The organism is Salinicola endophyticus (genome assembly GCF_003206575.1).
Classification (GTDB): Bacteria; Pseudomonadota; Gammaproteobacteria; order Pseudomonadales; family Halomonadaceae; genus Salinicola; species Salinicola endophyticus.
Genome location: NZ_PZJO01000005.1, coordinates 152,367 through 170,304, shown reverse-complemented (window position 1 = coordinate 170,304; position 17,938 = coordinate 152,367). Strand labels below are relative to the sequence as shown.

16 protein-coding genes are annotated in these 17,938 nt (G+C 68.3%); 5 read left to right on the top strand and 11 right to left on the bottom strand.

Annotated features, from left to right (window positions below):
* The first annotated feature begins 31 nt into the window (after positions 1 to 31).
* Both DOM66_RS13025 and DOM66_RS13020 read left to right on the top strand, forming a co-directional pair.
* Positions 32 to 1,240, top strand: coding sequence for an HlyD family secretion protein (locus tag DOM66_RS13025; RefSeq protein ID WP_110690464.1), 1,209 nt, complete (start codon positions 32 to 34; stop codon positions 1,238 to 1,240).
* Between the two features lie 79 nt (positions 1,241 to 1,319).
* On the top strand, positions 1,320 to 1,931 hold the full coding sequence (locus tag DOM66_RS13020; RefSeq protein ID WP_245392435.1) for a LysE family translocator: 612 nt from the start codon (positions 1,320 to 1,322) through the stop codon (positions 1,929 to 1,931).
* Here DOM66_RS13020 and DOM66_RS13015 read toward each other — a convergent pair.
* The 3 genes from DOM66_RS13015 to DOM66_RS13005 form a co-directional block, all read right to left on the bottom strand.
* Positions 1,849 to 2,754: an AraC family transcriptional regulator gene (locus DOM66_RS13015; RefSeq protein ID WP_188115186.1), complete on the bottom strand. Its 906-nt coding sequence runs from the start codon at positions 2,752 to 2,754 to the stop codon at positions 1,849 to 1,851. The two genes, DOM66_RS13020 and DOM66_RS13015, sit on opposite strands and share 83 nt — an antisense overlap.
* A 224-nt stretch (positions 2,755 to 2,978) precedes the next feature.
* A complete protein-coding gene (locus tag DOM66_RS13010; RefSeq protein WP_110690458.1) occupies positions 2,979 to 3,776 on the bottom strand; it encodes an MBL fold metallo-hydrolase in 798 nt (265 codons plus the stop codon).
* Positions 3,777 to 4,094: 318 nt separating this feature from the next.
* On the bottom strand, positions 4,095 to 5,063 hold the full coding sequence (locus DOM66_RS13005) for a DMT family transporter (protein ID WP_110690456.1): 969 nt from the start codon (positions 5,061 to 5,063) through the stop codon (positions 4,095 to 4,097).
* 94 nt (positions 5,064 to 5,157) lie between these two features.
* On the opposite strand from DOM66_RS13005, the gene DOM66_RS13000 reads away from it, so the two are divergent.
* Positions 5,158 to 6,069 (top strand): LysR substrate-binding domain-containing protein, encoded by a 912-nt coding sequence (locus DOM66_RS13000; protein ID WP_110690454.1) that lies wholly within the window; start codon positions 5,158 to 5,160, stop codon positions 6,067 to 6,069.
* Between the two features lie 56 nt (positions 6,070 to 6,125).
* Here the strand turns inward: DOM66_RS13000 and DOM66_RS12995 are convergent, their stop codons facing one another.
* The 5 genes from DOM66_RS12995 to DOM66_RS12975 all read right to left on the bottom strand — a co-directional run bounded on the left by DOM66_RS12995 (position 6,126) and on the right by DOM66_RS12975 (position 12,388).
* Positions 6,126 to 7,394, bottom strand: a complete 1,269-nt coding sequence (locus tag DOM66_RS12995) for a PIG-L deacetylase family protein (protein WP_157959044.1) — start codon at positions 7,392 to 7,394, stop codon at positions 6,126 to 6,128.
* 112 nt (positions 7,395 to 7,506) lie between these two features.
* Positions 7,507 to 8,445, bottom strand: coding sequence for a DNA/RNA non-specific endonuclease (locus DOM66_RS12990; protein ID WP_110690448.1), 939 nt, complete (start codon positions 8,443 to 8,445; stop codon positions 7,507 to 7,509).
* Between the two features lie 97 nt (positions 8,446 to 8,542).
* Positions 8,543 to 10,252: a thiamine pyrophosphate-dependent enzyme gene (locus DOM66_RS12985; RefSeq protein ID WP_110674644.1), complete on the bottom strand. Its 1,710-nt coding sequence runs from the start codon at positions 10,250 to 10,252 to the stop codon at positions 8,543 to 8,545.
* A 296-nt stretch (positions 10,253 to 10,548) separates the two neighbouring features.
* Positions 10,549 to 11,988 (bottom strand): amidase, encoded by a 1,440-nt coding sequence (locus DOM66_RS12980; protein ID WP_110674645.1) that lies wholly within the window; start codon positions 11,986 to 11,988, stop codon positions 10,549 to 10,551.
* A gap of 73 nt (positions 11,989 to 12,061) precedes the next feature.
* On the bottom strand, positions 12,062 to 12,388 hold the full coding sequence (locus DOM66_RS12975; protein WP_110674646.1) for a YrhK family protein: 327 nt from the start codon (positions 12,386 to 12,388) through the stop codon (positions 12,062 to 12,064).
* Positions 12,389 to 12,544: 156 nt separating this feature from the next.
* Between DOM66_RS12975 and zwf the strand changes: the two genes are divergently transcribed.
* On the top strand, positions 12,545 to 14,116 hold the full coding sequence (gene zwf, locus DOM66_RS12970; protein WP_110690446.1) for a glucose-6-phosphate dehydrogenase: 1,572 nt from the start codon (positions 12,545 to 12,547) through the stop codon (positions 14,114 to 14,116).
* On the top strand, positions 14,117 to 15,283 hold the full coding sequence (locus DOM66_RS12965; RefSeq protein ID WP_223161980.1) for an MFS transporter: 1,167 nt from the start codon (positions 14,117 to 14,119) through the stop codon (positions 15,281 to 15,283).
* On the opposite strand, the gene DOM66_RS12960 is transcribed toward DOM66_RS12965, so the two are convergent.
* The 3 genes from DOM66_RS12960 to eutB are packed head-to-tail and all read right to left on the bottom strand — an operon-like array spanning position 15,267 to position 17,815.
* Positions 15,267 to 15,848 (bottom strand): GNAT family N-acetyltransferase, encoded by a 582-nt coding sequence (locus DOM66_RS12960; RefSeq protein ID WP_157959043.1) that lies wholly within the window; start codon positions 15,846 to 15,848, stop codon positions 15,267 to 15,269. The two genes, DOM66_RS12965 and DOM66_RS12960, sit on opposite strands and share 17 nt — an antisense overlap.
* Positions 15,845 to 16,792: a cyclodeaminase gene (locus DOM66_RS12955; protein ID WP_110690439.1), complete on the bottom strand. Its 948-nt coding sequence runs from the start codon at positions 16,790 to 16,792 to the stop codon at positions 15,845 to 15,847. Before DOM66_RS12955 ends, DOM66_RS12960 begins: the two co-directional genes overlap by 4 nt.
* 36 nt (positions 16,793 to 16,828) lie before the next feature.
* Positions 16,829 to 17,815: a hydroxyectoine utilization dehydratase EutB gene (eutB, locus tag DOM66_RS12950; RefSeq protein ID WP_110674652.1), complete on the bottom strand. Its 987-nt coding sequence runs from the start codon at positions 17,813 to 17,815 to the stop codon at positions 16,829 to 16,831.
* Positions 17,816 to 17,938 lie beyond the last annotated feature (123 nt).

Sequence of the window (17,938 nt, the reverse complement as noted above, 5' to 3'; positions counted from 1 at the left end):
TCCACTCTCCGACCGAGGAAGATCCGACACCATGACTGCCGACGCCCCCGCTCGCTCCCCCCGCCTGTCGCGGCGCCTCAAGCTGGCGCTGCTCGCGCTGCTCCTGCTGTTGGGGCTGATCTGGCTGGGGCTGGCGATCGCCCACCGCCTGACCCATGTCAGCGTGCAGGATGCGCGGGTGATGGCGGATCAGGTCACCGTCAGCAGCCGCCTGGATGGCTGGGTCACCGACTTCCACCTGACCGAGGGCGATACCCTGCAACGCGGCGCTGCCGTGGCCACCCTCTACAGCAAGCCGGACCGGCGCAAGCTGGCGGCGCTGGCGGCCGGCGTCGGCACCCAGCAGGCGCGCCTCGACTACCAGCAGGCTCGCCTCGACCTGGCCCAGCGCCAGTACCAGGGCGGCCTGGATATCTCGCGTGAGGAGCTCGACGCCAGCAAGGCGGCGGAGCAGGCATCGCAGGCACGGCTGACCCAGGCCCAGCGCGACTATCAGCGCTCGGCCAAACTGCTCGAGAAGCACTCGATCTCGCAGCAGCGCCGCGATCAGGACTACTACCGCTACCGCGCGGCGGTTGCCGAGCACAAGCAGGCCAAGCAGGAGGTGGCGGTCAATCAGGCCCAGGCCGATAACGCCCGGGTCGGTTTCCTCAACGGCGTGCAGGTGCCGCTGCCCAATCCGACGATCCTGCGCCAGCAGATCCGGATCGCACGCCAGGAGCTGGCCGAGGCCCAGGCCAAGCTCGACGAGGAGCGCCTGCGCATCGCCGATCTCGAGGTCAAGAGTCCGATCTCGGGGGTGGTCAACAAGACCCTGATCGACCAGGGCGAGTATGTCAGCGCGGGCCAGCCGATCCTGATGATGCACGACCCCTCGAAGCTGTGGGTCGAGGCCAACGTCAAGGAGACCGACATCGGCCAGCTGCGCCCCGGGCAGCCGGTGGCGATCAGCGTCGACGCCTTCCCCGACCGCCACTTTTCCGGCCATGTGGCGATCATCGGCCGCGCTGCCACCAGCCAGTTCGCGCTGCTGCCGGACCCCAACCCCTCGGGCAACTTCACCAAGATCACCCAGCGCCTGCCGGTACGCATCTACATCGACAAGGGCCCGACCGAGCTGATCGGCCCGGGCATGATGGTCGAGGTGGATATCGACGTCGGGGCAGACACCGTCTCCCCCGACGTCGCCCACACCCGGAGCGAGAAGGATGCGCAGGGTAAGAGGGGCACGGCCGGCTGAGAGATCAAGATCGTTCAATCCTGACGCGCCCTCCCCAGGCTAGGCTGCCGGCGACCTCTTTCGCTCAGGAGTGCGCTGCGTGTCTCTCTCCCTTGCCCTCTCGATGGCGGCCTTCGCCCTGGCCGCCTCACTCTCGCCCGGCCCGGTCAATCTGGTCGCCTTCAACCTGGGGCTCAACCGCGGCCTGGGGCCGGCGCTGCGCCACGTCAGCGGCGCCACCTGTGGCTTCAGCGTGCTGCTGCTGACCATCGGCGGCGGCCTGCAGTGGCTGGCCCAATGGACAGCGCTGATGCATGCGATCCGCCTGGGCGGCGTACTTTTCCTGCTCTATCTGGCGTGGCGTCTGGCGGGCAGCGACGGCGCGCTCGTGCAGGAGACTCCCGGGCGCCCGCCCTCCTTCGTTGCCGGGGCGCTGATGCAGTGGCTCAATCCCAAGGCGTGGATCGCCTCGAGCGCCGGCATGGCCGCCTACACCGCCGGTGATCCGGCGCGGGTCGTCCCCTTCGCGCTGATCTTCTTCGGCATCTGCTATCTGAGCGTGGGCAGCTGGGCCCTGCTGGGTGCCAGGCTGCGCCGACGGCTGCCGAGCCCCGCTTGGGTGCGCCGGCTCAATCGCGGCATGGGGCTGGCACTGCTGGTGAGTGCGCTGATGCTGGCGACGATGCCACTGAGCGGTAGCGGTGCGGCGTGATCGCGGTCAGCCGCTTGAAGGCGCGCTGGAAGTGGGCCTGATCGGCGAATCGACACGCCAGCGCCACCTCGGCGATCGGCTCGCCGCGCTTGAGCGCGATCTGCCCCTGGCGCACCCGGCAGTCGGTCAGATAGGCGTGGGGCGTGATGCCGTAACTGCGCTTGAAGCAGCGCACCAGATGCGCCGGAGAGACCCTCGCCACCGCAGCGAGATGTTCGAGCGTCAGCGCCTCGCTGCAGTGCTCGCGGATGTACCTCACCAGATCGGCCAGCGGTGGCGTATCCACCGGGGCCTGCTGACGGAACAGCTCGCCCCGCGCCATCAGTGCGCCGAACAGCCTTTCGCACTCGCCGGCCAGGGTGGCGGGACTCGCCTCCGCGGCGAACAGGCGCCGGCTCAGCGCCACCAGCGACCCGTGCAGCGCGGGGTCGCGCCAGTGATGCCAGGCCAGCGGCCGCCACCCACCAGCGAGATCGGTAGCGTGACGACACTGCAGCGCGGCGAGCCAGTCCGGGTCGAGATAGAACATGACGTAGGACCAGGGGGCGTCACCGCACGGATTGCAGGCGTGGACCTCGCCCGGATTCATGGCCACCAGGGCACCGCGCGACACCGGCAGCGTGGTGAAGGCCTCCCCCGGCACCTGATATTCGTAGAGACTGCGCCCGCCGGTGACCGCGCCCAGCGAGACGCTGTCGTGGCTATGGCGGGCATAGCTGACCTCGCGCCCGTCGCGGGTCTCGCGCAGTTCGAGAAAGCCGAGCGCCGGATGGCGCCAGAAGCGCCGACTGTCGCGCTCGGCCGGGATCGGCTTGGCAGGCATGCTCATCTCCGCGATCGATGCTGTCTGGCGCCAGCATACACCGCCGCGAGTCTCGCCGCCGGGCCGAGGGCCCGGTCACCTCGGAGGGGGTTTACAAATTCGGCGAGCGAAGGCAAGACAAGGCAAAATCGGTCGAAAAAGCGGAGTTTACACGGGGTAAATGAGCTTTTTGAGGCCGATTTTAACGCCGTATTGCCGAACACAGACATTTTGTAAATACCCTCTCAGGGTGTGAGCGCGCGACAGTGGCGCTGCACCGATTCGGCGACCACGCGGTCCGCCTCGAGCAGAATCTCGCGTCCGGCGAAGGCCGAGTAGAGGCTATCGAACTCGAGCCGGGAGAGACGCTCACCCATCGCCGCGACACAAGTGGCATCCAGCGGCACGTTGTTGGGGTAGGACCACATGAACGAAGCCATCCGATCCGGGGTCACCAGCAGAGTGTCACCGCTCAGCAGCAGACGGCGGGCCGGCCAGTGCAGCACGCTGGCACCGGGGAAATGCCCGCCCAGGCAGTGCACCTCCAAACCCGGCAGCGGCGCGAACTGCTCCCCCTCCCAGCAGTGCAGCCGCTCGCTGGGCAGAGTGACCCAGTCACGATCCGCCGCGTGCACGTAGACCGGACAGTCGAAGGTCTCGCCCCAGGCGGCCATGGTGCTGAAGTAGTGCGGATGCGAAAGCACGATGGCATCGACCCCGCCGAGCCCGTCGAGAATGTCCCGCGTCGCCTCGTCGAGCAGCGAGAGACAGTCCCACAACAGATTGCCGTGGGGTGTGCGCAGCAGGAAGGCCCGCTGGCCGATGGCGAAGCGCGGCGTGGTACTGATCGCCAGCAGCCCCTCGGCGAGATAGCGGAAGGTATTGCTGTGCCCCGCCGCCAGGCGCCCCGGCGTGGTCCACTGCTGCCCCTCCACCGGCACGAACTGGCGCTCGTCCTCGCAGATGTCACAGTGTGCCGGCGGCGTTTCGCTGGCGGGATACTGAATGCCACAGGTGGCGCACAAGAAACCCTGGTGATGCATCGCGACCTCCTCTTCGTCTCCATGAGCGATGACGACATCCTCTTCCCTCAACTGAGGGCCTGTCGAGGCTCCCATCGCGGCCGCGACATAGTGTCATGAGGTGCAAGACAAGGCGCAGCGAGTGAAGTGTAGTGGTTCTACAGTCGCGAGCTGTAACGCCGTATTGCCACCTCATGGCCAATGGCCCTTCGGGTTGGGCCGACCGTCGCGCCATGCTGCGTTGCTCGCCTGGCATGCCGGGCGGCACCAACGCGGCTCGTGCGGGGAGTCTCGACAGGCCTCAGCTCGAGGTCAAACCCACGCCAGCCTGGATAGCGATCAGCCACCGCGGCGCGTGAGTGCCAGCCCGCCGGCACTCAGGATCGCCGCCATGCCCACCAGCGTCTGGGCATCCGGTACTTCGTCGAAGAGCCAGAAGCCCCAGCCGGCGGCGAACGGCAGATAGGCATAGTCGAAGATACCCACCAGCGCCGAAGGCGCGACCTGATAGGCCCGGGCGACCCACGTATTGACCGCGACCATCAGCAGCGCATAGAGCCCGATACGCCAGATGAGAGAGAGGTCGAGCGGTTGCCAGCCCCGGCGCAGAAAGCCATCGGTCTCGGGGGATAGCGCGATCACACCGAGCGTTCCTATGATGCCCATGAGCAGGAACCCCAGGTTGAGCCCCAGTGCCAGCAGCCACGGCGATACCGCCCGGCAGTGGTGCCGGGTCGCCACCATCGCCAGCGCGTAGCACAGGGCCGCCAGCAGGGGCAGCAGCATCGCCGGGGTGAATGACGCGCCGCCGGGGCGCAGCACGACCAGCACGCCGGCGAAGCCGAGCAGCAGCGCCACGCCCTGCCGCCACCGCAGGGCCTCGCCGCCGAGCCTGGCGAGCAGGGCGATGAACAGCGGCGTGGTGTAGATGCCGACCGCCGCCACGCTCAGCGGGATCCACGGCAGCGCCGCATAGAAGGCGATCCACATCGCCAGCAGCAGTGCGCTACGCACCCCGATCCAGCACCAGACCGGAACCTCCCGGGGCAGCCCCCACCCCTGCCGCCACCAGCCGACGCTCAGCAGGGGCAGCGACACCAGCGGTGCCATCACCAACAACTGCCACAGCGATAGCGCATGTCCCAGCGATTTGACCAGGGCGTCGGCCAGCGACAGCAGCATCACCGCGACGACGATCAGCGCCACGCCCTGGCCAGGCTTGTCTTTCTCGCCGACGTTGGGGATGGTGGCAGTGACGCTGCCGCGCGGCGCCGCTCTGCGCGCGCTCGTCTCATGTCGGGTCTGCATGGCAACGGCCTCATCTGGCGGATGAGCGGGCAGGATCACCCACGCCAGCCCCGGCCAACAGCGATCTTTACGTCACCATCCATGAGTCTGGATTATGCATGCCTTGAGCCGATCGCTACCGCCCCTGGCCGCGCTGCTGCCGTTCGAGGCCGCCGCCCGCCTGGAGAGCTTCACCCGTGCGGCCGCGGAGCTCCACCTGACCCAGGCGGCGATCAGCCGGCAGATTCGTGCGCTCGAGCGCGATCTGGGCGTAGCCCTGTTCGAACGTCGCAATCGCGGCGTCTTCCTCACGCCCGAGGGCCGCGAGCTGGCCCGCACGCTCGCCGAGAGCCTGGGGCAGATCGCCCGGCACGCCGAGACGATTCGCGGCGGCGAACGCGGCCAGCGGGTGATTCTGTTCTGCCAGCTATGCGAAGCGTTCTACTGGCTGATGCCACGCCTGGCCGACTTCCATCGGCGTCATCCAGAGATCGATCTGAAGCTGATCACCTCCACTCGCCCCCTGAGCGAACAGCGCGACCCCTTCGACGTGGCGCTGCAGACCCATGGCCGCCCCAGTGGCGGCCATGCGCTGGCATTCACCGCCAGCGACACCATCCTGCCGGTGTGCAGCCCGGACCACCCCGCCGCGCAACAGGCCCCGCTCGCCCCGGCGGAACTTGCGACTTTCGAGCTCCTGCACCATCACGTAGCGCCGGCCGAGTGGATGGGGTGGCATGACTGGTTCGAGGCCATGGGAGAGACGCCAGCGACCGATCTCGGCGGCAGGCGCTTCGACAGCTACCCACTGCTGCTGCAGGCGGCGCTCTCCGGACACGGCATCGCCCTGGGCTGGGCGCGCACCACCCAGCGGCTGATCGCGGCCGGCGACCTGGTCGCCCCGGTCGATGAGCGTTTTTTTCAGCCCGAGGCGATTGGCGTCTACGTGCACCGGAACGCCACGCAGCGCCACGCCAGCCGAGCCCTGCTCGACTGGCTGGAGGCCGCACTGCAACAGGAGGAGTGAACGGTATCCGACGCACCGTGCCCCGTTGGAGTGACTCGGTGCGACACCACGGCCGCTCAGCGGCTGTCGTTGCGCTCGCGCCAGGCCGCGACGAAGGCCTCGCTGGGCAGTGCGCGGAACAGCTCAGTGGAACGGATCGCGGCCTGGAAGTAGCGATCGCGCTCCGGCGCGAAGGTGGGCACGAAGCCCGCCCGCCGTGCCCGCCGGTGCCGCTGCGACCAGTCGGCTCGGGGCGAGAGATCGCTCATCGCATCCAGCAGCAGCGCCTTGTGCTTCTGCATCGCGGGAGAGAGTGGCCACGCCAGCGGCGTCGGCGCCGACGCAAACAGCCGTTCGATGGCGATCTCCGCCGGCGGCATCCACGCCGGCTGGAACGCCGGGCCGGGGGGAAAGGCGTCGCGATAGTGGTTGGCGTAGAGCAGCACCGTGCGCGGCCGGTGGCGGCTACCGTCGAGGGCCAGGGCGAGGGCCAGCGACGCGGCGCGGTGATCCGGATGCGGGTCGAACTCGGGATCGGTGACCAGCAGCGTGGCCGGCTTCAGGGTGTCGATCAGCTGACGCAGCGCCGCGACCACGTCATCGCGCTCGAGCCGCTCGCCGCGGCTTGGCGGCAGCGCAATACGGTTGAAGCGGCGGACATCAGACAGCGGAATGGGCAGGCGCTGGCCGATGCCATCATGCATCAGCGCCCAGCCAGCGCCGTCGGGCACCCCGACCAGGGTCGAGCGCTCCGGCGGGATGCCCGACAGCAGCGGCGTGGCAAACACGTTCCAGCGCCGCCACTCGGCCTTGCGCCGGATCGCACTGTCGAGGTCGTCGTCGAGCCCGCTCAGATACTGGCGCTTGAGCCCCTTGAGCTGCTCGCCGCAGGAGAGCGTGACCAGATGCACCGACTCGGCATGATCGGTGTAGAAACCGCCAGCGGCGATCTCGGCATCATCGGGGTGTGGGGCCAGAATCAGGATCGGCCCCTCGATCGCCGGCTGCGCGTGGCATCGCGCCTGCGGCGCCTGAGTCAGCCGGGCGCCGGAGAGCGTCAGGCTCAGCGTGATGGCAGTGGCGCAAGGCGGCAGCCGCCAGGCGATGCGCTGATCGCGACGCCGCGCCTCCAGCGAGTAGGTGAGCGTCGCCTGCCCCGCGCCGGAAAGGGTCACGCTCGGCAGACCGCGGCGCCAGCGCGACCGCGGCGCCAATGCCAGCGAGATCTCGATCAGCCGGGTCCGCGCCGGGGCGGCGGGGAGCGTCAGCGTGGCAGCTTGACGCTGCCAGTCAGTGGCCGTGATCGTCTGCTCCCTCGTCGCCTCCCCCGTCATCGACTGCCACATCAACCTCTTCCTCCCGCGTGATGATCGCACGCCCTCTCCGCGCGCTCGGGGCATGTTAAGGCAAGCACGCGCAGGGGCAAGCGCTATCCACGCTGCCGTGCCGATCCCGAACTCACACGCGGATGTCCTCGGGCCCGCGGATCTCCGCTTCGATGCGAGTGCCGGTGGCACTCTCCTCCATGGAGAAGCCGTCGAAACGCGAGAGTTCGCCGAAATCGAGCTGGGTCAGCGCCTCAATACGGGCGATGCTGCGCTGGTAGGTGCGGTACTGGCCGAACAGGAAACCGGGTCCCAGCTCGTCGAGCTCGTCGGCCTGATCGATCATGTAGGCCGTGGCCGAGGGGCGGCCATCCTCGCCGCGGAAGGCGATCACCTTCCAGTAGGCTTCGGGGATGCGTACGCCGCGATAGTGCCGATCACTGGCGCGGAAGACCGGCCCGGTGAAGATGCACAGCCGCTGGTCATCGGCGCGGGCGTGTTCGAGCAGATAGTCCTCCAGCCCCAGCCAGGTACGCTGGTTGAATGCCGCCATCTGCGGCGTGCAGTTGGTGAAGTGGAAGGTGTCGGCATTGGCCTGCTCGGCCAGCTCCCCCCAGTTGGCCGAGGTGCGCCGCACCAGATGGCCGCGATCCAGCGGATTGCGCGCATAGAGATCCTCCCCCGCCTGCAGCGCAGGGTCGATGCGCGGATCAAAGCGCCAGTTGTCGTTCTCGCGTGGCACCGAGACCAGCCGGCTGCCGTCGAGATTGAGCGCAGTGAAGATCGCCAGCCGCCGCGAACGCGACATCACCAGCGAGAAGTGGGTGTAGTCGAGACGCCCATCGTCGCGCCCTGGCACCGGGGTGACGTCCTCGGCGCGCGTGCCCACCGGCGTGGGCAGCGACACCGCGAAGTCGTTCAGGAACGTTTCCGTGAACCCCTGGCGGTCGGAGAGATCCTCGCGTGCCGTCGCCGCCGCCGGAGCCATGGCGGCCCGCCGCGCTGTCACCAGCGGGCGCATGTCGCGCAGCCCGCCTCTCGCACTCTGGCCAGGCCTGGTATCGTCGTTCATCGCTGCCTCCTATCGCAGCCGTGGCTCTACAGGCGCGCGGCCGCGGCGTCTGCCGCAGCCGCGCTCTCGTCCACTCCTTTCGTTCACACCCTCTCGCTCATTTCCAGAAGTTGTTCTTGACCAGATCGACCACATCGCTCAGGCGCCCGTTGAGTACCGCCTTGCCCGAGTAGAGGGCAGTGGAGGCGACCTGGCCCGGCTCGATCTTGGGCGGCATCACCAGCTCCATGCGGTTGACCTTGACGTCGAGCAGCGCCGGACCGTCGTGGGCCAGCCATTCGGCAATCGCCCCTTCGAGTTCGTGGCGCTTCTCGACCCGACCGCCCCACAGCCCCATCGCCTGCGCCATCTTGCCGAAGTCGGGATTGTCGAGATCGGTGTAGCTGTCGAGCAGCCCCTCGACCTTCTGTTCCAGTTCGACGAAGCCGAGCGAGCCGTTGTTGAACACCAGCACCTTGACCGGTACCCGCTCCTGCTTGAGCGTGAGCAGATCCCCCAGCAGCATGGTCATGCCGCCGTCGCCGCACATCGCGATCACCTGGCGCTCGGGGAACGCCTTCTGAATCCCGATCGCCTGGGGATAGGCGTTGGCCATGGTGCCATGGACCAGGCTGGAGAGCGTGCGCCGCTCGCCGCGGGCGCGGATATGGCGCAGCATCCACACCATCGGACTGCCACCGTCGGCGGTGAAGAAGGCGTCATCGGCGGCGGCGGTATCCAGCGCCAGCGTCAGCTCCTGGGGATGGATCAGCGTATCGTCCTGGCTCTCGGGCTCGTCGTGGGCCAGCGCCTTGTGGTACTGATCGCGGCATTTTTCCAGCCAGCGGGTGTCGCTCTGGGCATCGACGATCTGTGCCAGCGCCGCGCAGGTGTCGCGGACACTGCCGACCAGGCCGATGTCGACCGGATGGCGCTTGCCGATCTGCTGCGGGTCGATGTCGACCTGGATGATGGTCGCCTTCTCCGGATAGAACTGGGTCCAGGCGAAGCTGCAGCCGAGCAGGATCAGGGTGTCGCAATCGGCCACCGCGTGATAGCCGCCGGCCAGCCCGAAGACCCCGGTCATGCCGACCTCGAAGGGGTTGTCCGGCTCGATGAAATCCTTGGCCCGAGAGGTCCACGCCACCGGCGCATTGAGCTTGGCCGCCAGCGCCAGCACCTCGGAACGCGCGTGCTCACAGCCGAAACCGGCGTAGATCGAGATCTTGCCGCCGGCGTTGATCCGCTTCACCGCCGGCACCAGCTCCTCGGCGTTGGGGCGCACCACCGGATCGAAGCGGTGGGCGCGGTAGGGTAGATCCTGGCTCGGCGTCTGGGTGAACAGGTCGCCGTGTACCACCAGCACCGCCACGCCGTTCTTGGCCAGCGCCGTCTGTGCCGCCAGGGCCGCCATCCGGCGCGCCTGATCGGGATTGACGATGGTTTCGCAGAAGACGCTGTACTGGGCGTAGATCGGCTTGGGATCGACATCCTGGGGAAAGCCGACGCCACTGTCGCCGGTGGCCACCTGGGAGGCGATCATCACCACCGGAGAGCCGTTGCGGTGCGTCTCGAACAGGCCGTTGACGAAGTGCAGCGAGCCGGGCCCGCAGGTGCCGGCACACAGGGTCAGCTCGCGGGTCATGTAGGCCTCGCCCCCGGCAGCAAACCCACCCACCTCCTCGTGACGCACGTGGACCCACTCCAGCTCGCTGCGACGAATGGCATCGGTGAAGTGGTTGATGGTATCCCCGACCACGCCGTAGCAGCGCTTGGCACCGGCCTCGGCAAGGGTTTCGACGATGATTTCGGCGACGTTCTGACTCATGGGATCACTCCTTCGCAACGACGTGGGCGGCGCTTTCCGCCATGACGCAGGGTAAGACCCGGCTCACCGGGTGATGACGGTTCTCTGTCGCGGACGCAATAGCGCGGGCCGTTCCTTGGCACCCTGCTTAAACCGGCCCGCCTTCGGCCTGCCGGTTTAAGCGTAGTCGCTGGCCGTGCGACGGCTAGCGCTGAAGCGCGCCAGGCTCCGCCGGTGGGCCCCAGCGGCGCGTTCCGGCAGAGAGTTCCGGTGGAGAGTCCCGCGATATGCTGGAAAGGCCGCGGGCCGTCAGCCGCTCACGCCTGGATCGCCGGGTCCGGCACCCGCGGAAAGCGCGGCGGATGTGCCTGCAGATAGGCGTGGCAGGCACGCAGCACGCGGGCATCGTCGTGCTTGCCGCCGGCGAGCTGGAAGCCCACCGGCAGCCCCGACTCGGTAAAGCCGCACGGCACCGAGGCCGCCGGCTGCTGACTCAGATTGAAGGGATAGGAGAATGGCGCCCACTCCTCCCAGTCGCGCATGTCACTGCCGGGGGGGACCTCGTGATTCACCGCGAACGGCGCGATCGGTACCGTGGGGGTCATCAGCAGGTGGTAGTGCTGGTTGAAGCGCTCCAGACCCTGGGTGAGGCTGGCGCGCTCGCGCAGCGCCTGGAACAGATCGAGTGCACTGAAGCGCTCGGCCCGCTGGGCGTTGGCCGCCAGCCCCGGGTCGAGCTGTTCGCGCTGGCGCGCATCGCAGTGGTTCCAGAAGTCGAGGGAGGCGGTGAACCAGAGCTTCTGAAAGATCTCGATCGGTGATTCGAACCCGGGATCGAGCTCCTCGACCTCGGCCCCCAGCGCTTCGAGATTGTGCGCCGCCTCGCGCACCCGGGCAGCGATCTGCGGGTCGACCTCGGCATAGCCCAGTGTCGGCGAGTAGGCGATACGCAGCCCGCGCAGGTCGCCATTCAGCTCGGCGCCCCAGTCGTCGGGCTGGCCGCGGGTGGCATAGGGGTCGCGATAGTCGTAGCGGCCGATCACGTTGAGCATGCGCACCGCATCTTCGACGCTGCGCGTCAGCGGCCCGATATGCGACAGCGACGGCTCGGTCGCCGGCGGCCACTGCGGAGTCCAGCCGTAGGTGGGCTTGAAGCCGAACACCCCAGTGAAGGCGGCCGGGATACGGATCGAGCCCCCGGAGTCGCCGCCCTGGTGCAGCACGCCCAGGTTGAGCGCCGCGGCTGCCGCGGCACCGCCGGAGGAGCCGCCCGGCGTCAGTCGGGTATCCCAGGGGTTGCGGGTGGCGCCGAAGACCCGGTTGTCGGTCACCGCCTTCCAGCCGAACTCCGGCGTATTGGTCTTGCCCAGAATCACCGCCCCCGCCTCACGCAGCATGCGCGCCGGCGGGCAGTCGTGCTCGCAGAGCGCGCTGGAGGTGGTCAGCGAGCCCTCACGGGCCGGCATGCCGGCGACCTCGGCCAGGTCCTTCATCGAGACCGGAATCCCATCGATCGCGCTCAGCGGCTTGCCCTGCCCCCAGCGCCGCGCCGACGCCTTGGCCGCCGCCTCGGCGCCCTCCCGGTCGACATGGACATAGGCGTTGACGGCGTCGTTGAAACGCTCGATGCGCGCCAGCGCCGCCCGGGTCGCCTCCAGCGGCGAGGCCTCGCCGCTGGCGAACAGCCGCTGGAGGGTACCGGCATCCATATTGCCCAGGTCGCTTCCCAGATCGCTATCGTGATTCGCGCTGCTCATCCTGAACTCTCCGCTTGCGTCGGTGACATCCTGTGGACGTTCAGGCTAGCAGCGCAGCGCCGGTGGCGCCGGGTCAGAAATCGTGCTCGGCCTCGGGCGGCAACTGCGGCGCCTCGCGCAGGCGCCGGATGTGGATGTGCCGCATCAGGCGGATCACCGGCCGGATCAGCATCTCGATACTGCCGATGAAGAACAGCCAGGTCCCGTAGTAGGTCAGCGCCTCGGAGAAGAAGAACAGGCTGCCGATCACGAACCAGATGCCGATCAGAATGTCGTTGATGATACTGACGACCTCGTAGCGCTTACGGATCACCAGCTCCTCATGGCCGATCCGCAGCGTCAGTGGCGGCAGAGTTGGCGGGTTGCTCTTATGCTTGTATTGGGTCTGCGCGTCAGGCATGTCTTTCTCCTCGTGACCAGGTTCGTGTCGCCGTCGGGCCGCGGATCGCGGCGCCCGCCCTGCGGCGGTGACGGCAGCACCCCGGCGTATGACGCTGACAGCAGCGTAGTGAATTGTAAACGCCGGCGCGTCCGGCACCGCATGGAGACGACTTTCATGGCAGCATCCGCACAGCGCCAATCCCGCGACATCCCGGTCGCCGACGACACCACCCTGTTCATCTTCGGCGCCAGCGGCGACCTGGTGAAACGCCTGCTGATCCCATCGCTCTACCATCTCGACCGCGACGGCCTGCTCGACGATGCCATGCGCATCGTCGGGATCGATCTCGCCGAGCACGACGACGCCAGTTTCCGCGAGCATCTCCAGGCCTTTCTCGCCGACAAGGACGCCGCCAACCACGCCGAGGGGCGAGATGCCGATCTCGACCCCGACACCTGGGCCGCCTTTGCCCAACGTCTGCACTACCGTCAGGGCGACTTCACCCAAAGCGACATCTATGCCGAGATCGCCACGTTGATCGAGGCCGGCACCAGTGCCAACGCGGTCTTCTACTGCGCCACCGGCTCGCGCTTCTTCGGCGCTATCGCCACCCGCCTGGGCGAGGCGGGACTGCTCGCCGAGCGCGACGGCCAGTACCGCCGGCTGGTGGTGGAGAAGCCCTTCGGCCATGACCTGGAGTCGGCGCGCACGCTCAACGCCCAGCTGCTGGAGGTGATGCAGGAGCGTCAGATCTATCGGATCGATCACTTCCTGGGCAAGGAGACGGTCCAGAACATCCTGGTCGCCCGCTTCGCCAACGTGCTGTTCGAGCCGTTCTGGAACAACCACTACATCGACCACATCCAGATCACCGCCGCCGAGACCGTCGGGGTCGAGAAGCGCGCCGCCTTCTACGACCGCACCGGGGCCATGCGCGACATGGTGCCCAATCACCTGTTCCAGCTGCTGGCCATGGTCGCCATCGAGCCGCCGTCGGCGTTCGGTGCCGATGCCCTGCGCAACGAGAAATCGAAGGTGCTAGAGGCGATTCGCCCCTGGACGCCGCAAGAGGCCGCCGCCAACTCGGCGCGCGGACGCTATACGGCGGGCAGGATGGGCGACGCCGAGGTGCCCGGCTATCTCGATGAAGAGGGCGTCGATCCGGACAGCCAGACCGAGACCTATGTGGCGATGAAGGTGATGGTCGACAACTGGCGCTGGATCGGCGTGCCCTTCTATCTGCGCACGGGCAAGCGCATGAGCGCCCGCGACACCGAGATCGCGATCTGCTTCAAGCCGGCGCCCTACGCCCAGTTTCGTGACACCGATGTCGAACGCATGGCGGCCAACTGGCTGATCATCCAGATCCAGCCCAACGAGGGCATGTGGTTCGACTTCCAGGCCAAGCGACCCGGGCCGGAACTCGAGATGGACACGGTCAAGATGGGCTTCGCCTACAAGGACTTCTTCGAACTGCCCGCGGTCACCGGCTACGAGACGCTGATCTACGACTGCCTCACCGGCGACCAGATGCTGTTTCAGCGCGCCGATACCATCGAGAACGGCTGGCGCGCGGTGCAGCCGTTCCTCGACGCCTGGACCGAAACCGCCGACCTGGCGGACTACCCCGCCGGCGAGGATGGACCGCAGAGCGCGCATGACCTGATCGAGCGCGACGGGCGCCAGTGGCACCAGGTCGGCTCCCCCACCGGCCCCGGCGTGGCGCCGACACCCGGAAAGTCCTGAGTGTCTCGTCCGGGTTTCGTGCGCACCTGGAGCGCCGTTGCCGCCATGTTCTTTCTCAATGGCGGCCTGTTCGGCACCTGGGCGTCGCGCATTCCGCGGGTCACCGAGCTGCACGGTCTCGACGACGCCGGGCTCGGCCTGCTGCTGCTGGGGTTGGGGGGCGGCGCGCTGATCTCGTTTCCGCTGGCCGGGCGCGCCGCCGACCATTTCGGTGCGGTACGCACCACCCGCGCCCTGGCCGTCGCCTGCGCCCTGGCACTGGGTCTGGTCGCCGCGGCGCCTGGGGTGTGGACACTCGCCCTGGCGCTGGTGCTGTTCGGGGCCGTGCAGGGGGCCATGGACGTGACCATGAACGGCTGGGCCGGCGAGGCCGAACGTGCTCTCGCCAAGCCGGTGATGGCCTCCTTCCACGCCCTGTGGAGCCTGGGCGCCGGGGCGGGCGCGGCGCTCGGCTACCTGGCGACCCACCTGGCGCTCCCACTGCCATGGCACTTCCTCATGGCGGGCGGTCTGCTCTACGCGGTCACCGCGGTGGTGGCCACCGTGCCCTGGCCCGGCGAGCGCCGCCAGTCACCGCCCAAGGCCGCGACCCGGCGCCTGCCGTTACCGCGAGGGGCGCTGCTGTGGGTCGGCGTGGTCGCCCTGTGCGCCTCCCTCGGCGAAGGCGCCGTGGCGGACTGGAGCGCACTCTTTCTGCTCGATGCCACCTCGGCCAGCGCGGCCCAGAGCACCCTGGGCTACGCCATCTTCTCCACCGCCATGGTGATCATGCGGCTGGTCGGCGCGGGGCTGATCCTGCGTCTCGGTACCACCACGGCGACGCGCCTCGCCGGCCTCTCGGCCGCCCTGGGCGTGGTCCTGGCGGTGCTTTCCGGCACGCTATACCCCGTCCTGGCCGGCTTCTTCCTGATGGGAATCGGCTATGCCCTGGTGATGCCGCTGGCGTTCTCGCGCGCGGCCAACGACCCCGAGATGTCACCCGGCGCCGCGATCGCCAGCGTCGCCACCCTGGGCTACGGCGGCATGCTGCTGGGGCCGCCGCTGATCGGCTTCGCCGCCAGTCTGATCACGCTGCACTACGCTTTCGCCCTGCTCGGCGTGCTGTCGCTGTTCATCGTCTTGCGCGCCCGAGCGCTGGCGCCCCCCGCCGTCAGCGAGGCGGCATGACCAGCGGCCGCGCCATCAGTTTCTCCACCAGCGGCTGCGCGTCGATGGCGAAACCCTGATCGAGTTCCAGATCGCACAGGCCGCAGCGCTGGTAGAAGCGAATCGCCGGCGCATTGTCGGCGAGGACCCACAGCCCCACCTCGCGATAGCCCTGATCAAGGCACCACCTCAGGGCGGCCTGCCACAGAGCGCTGCCGACGCCCTGGCGCTGTGCCCGCGGGGCGACGTAGAAGCCGTAGAGCTCGGCCCAGCCGGGGGGGAGTGTCTGGACCTCGGGCCGCGCGCTCTCGCTCTGGCGGAAAGGCCCGACACTCACCCAGCCGAGCGGCTCACCTGCCTGGGTGTCTGTACGGATGTCCGAATGCGTGCCGACATAGACCACCGCCCCCGCCTCGAGCTGCGAGCGCCAGGCAGCGGTACGCGCGGCGACATCCAGCCCCGCCAGCGTGGCCTCGGCGATCCAGCTGCGGTAGTTGTGGCGCCAGGCGTCGACGTGGATGGTTGCGATCGCCTCGGCGTCGGCTGGGGTGGCACGGCGCACCACCACCGCACCCGCCCTGCTCACGGCGTCAGCCGAGACAGCGCAAAGCCGGCGATGGCGGTGTCCTGCACCCCGGTGCCGGTGAGGTCGCAGACGGTGATGGCGCGGGCGTCCCGGCGCGGCGACTGGCCGCTGGCGATCACCTGGCCCAGCTCATGCACCGTGAACGGCGGGCGATGGCCGGCATAGACCTTGAGTTCGCCATTGTGCTCGCTCTGGGCCTGGGTATCGGCGACGAAGACGTCGGCACGCTCCAGCACCGAGGAGTCGAGTTCGCGTTTTTCGGGGCTATCCGATCCCATCGCCGTGACATGCACGCCCTCGCGCAGGTGTTCCCCGGAGAGCAGCGGCTCGCGCGACGGCGTGGTGGTGACGATGATGTCCGCTTCGCGGCAGGCGTTGCCGATCTCGGTGTGCACCGCCACGCTCAGCCCGTAGGTCTCCTGCATCCGCGCCGCATAGGCTTCGGCCTTGGCGATGTCGCGGGCCCAGACGTCGAGCGTCTCGATGTCGCGCACCAGCCTGAGCGCGGCGACCTGCAGCTCCGCCTGCAGCCCGGCGCCGAGCACGGTGACGCGGCGGCTGTCGCGCCGCGAGAGATGCTTGGCGGCGATGGCGCCGGCCAGCGCAGTCCGTATGTCGGTGAGATAGCCTTCGTCGAACAGCACTGCCTCGACCAGCCCGGTCTTGGCCGAGAACACGATCATCAGCCCGTTGAGGCTTGGCAGACCCAGCTTGGGATTGTCGAAGAAGCCGGGGCTGACCTTGATCGCGAAGCGCGCATTGCCCTGGATATGGGCGGTCTTGACGTCGACCTCGCCGTTGGACTCTGCGATCGCCATCGACAGGATCGGCGGCTGGACCACGTTATCTTCACCCAGCGCGCGAAAACCGGCCTCGACCGCCTCCAGGGCGGCATGATCGAGCGTGACGACGTTCTCTATCTGCTCGCGATTGTAGAGCTCCATCGGGATATCTCCTGCGTCCATTCACATGAATTCGTATCAGCGCGGCGGATAGTCGATCAGGGTTCTCGCCCGCATCAGCGTCTCTGCGTCCACGCCGTTGCCCGAGACGATCAGCGCCACCTTCTGGCCGCGGATGTCGAGGGCGTGCTCCTCGATCGCGGCGAGCCCCACCACGGCAGCCCCCTCGACCAGCATCTTCTCCTGCTCGAAGAAGTGCAGCATGGCGCGGGCAATCGCCGGCTCCGAGACCCGGTAGTGATCGTCCATCACCTCGCGCACCAGCGCGAAGGTGCAGCGGTTGTCGAGCCCGATCCCGCCCCCGAGCGAGTCGGCGAGCGAGGCTTCTTCCTCGACCTCGACCGGCCTGCCCGCGGCCAGGCTATCGAGCATCGCCGCGCCTTTCTGCATGCTCACGCCGGTCACCTGGACCTCGGGGTGGATGCCTTTGACCGCGCGCCCGATACCGCCGAGCAGCCCACCACCGGAGAGCCCGATCAGCACGCGGTCGAGATCCGGCAGGTCCTCCATCAGCTCGAGCCCGATGGTGCCCTGGCCGGCCACGATCAGCGGGTCATCGAAGGGCTCGATCAGCGCCATGCCCGCCTCGGCGACCAGACGCCGCGCCTCGACGAAGGCATCGTCCTGGGAGCGCCCGATTACCCGCGCCTCCGCCCCCAACGCTTCGATGGCGGCGACCTTGTTGGCCGGCACCAGCTCGGAGAGGCAGATCACAGCCCGTGCGCCGAGTCGCCGGGCCGCCCACGCCACCGCCCGGCCATGATTGCCGGTGGAGGCCGTGGTGACACCGCGTTCGAGCTGATCCGGCGACAGCGAGGCGATCTTGTTGAGCGCGCCACGCAGCTTGAATGCGCCGCTCGGTTGCAGCGTCTCGAGTTTGAGATAGATCTCGGCATCGAAGCGCGCCGATAGGGTCTGGGAGAGGATCAGCGGCGTGCGTGCCGCCTGCCCGGCGAGTCGCTGGCGGGCCAGGTAGATATCGTGCAGGGTGACGGGGTCGGACATACAGGCTCCCGAGGCGATCATGCCAAAAGCGGCAGAGCTTTCACCCTGCCGCAGGCGCGTGCCGGTATCAATGCGCGTCGCGGTATGCCACCGCGACGCCGGGGCACATCTCTCTAGATCACC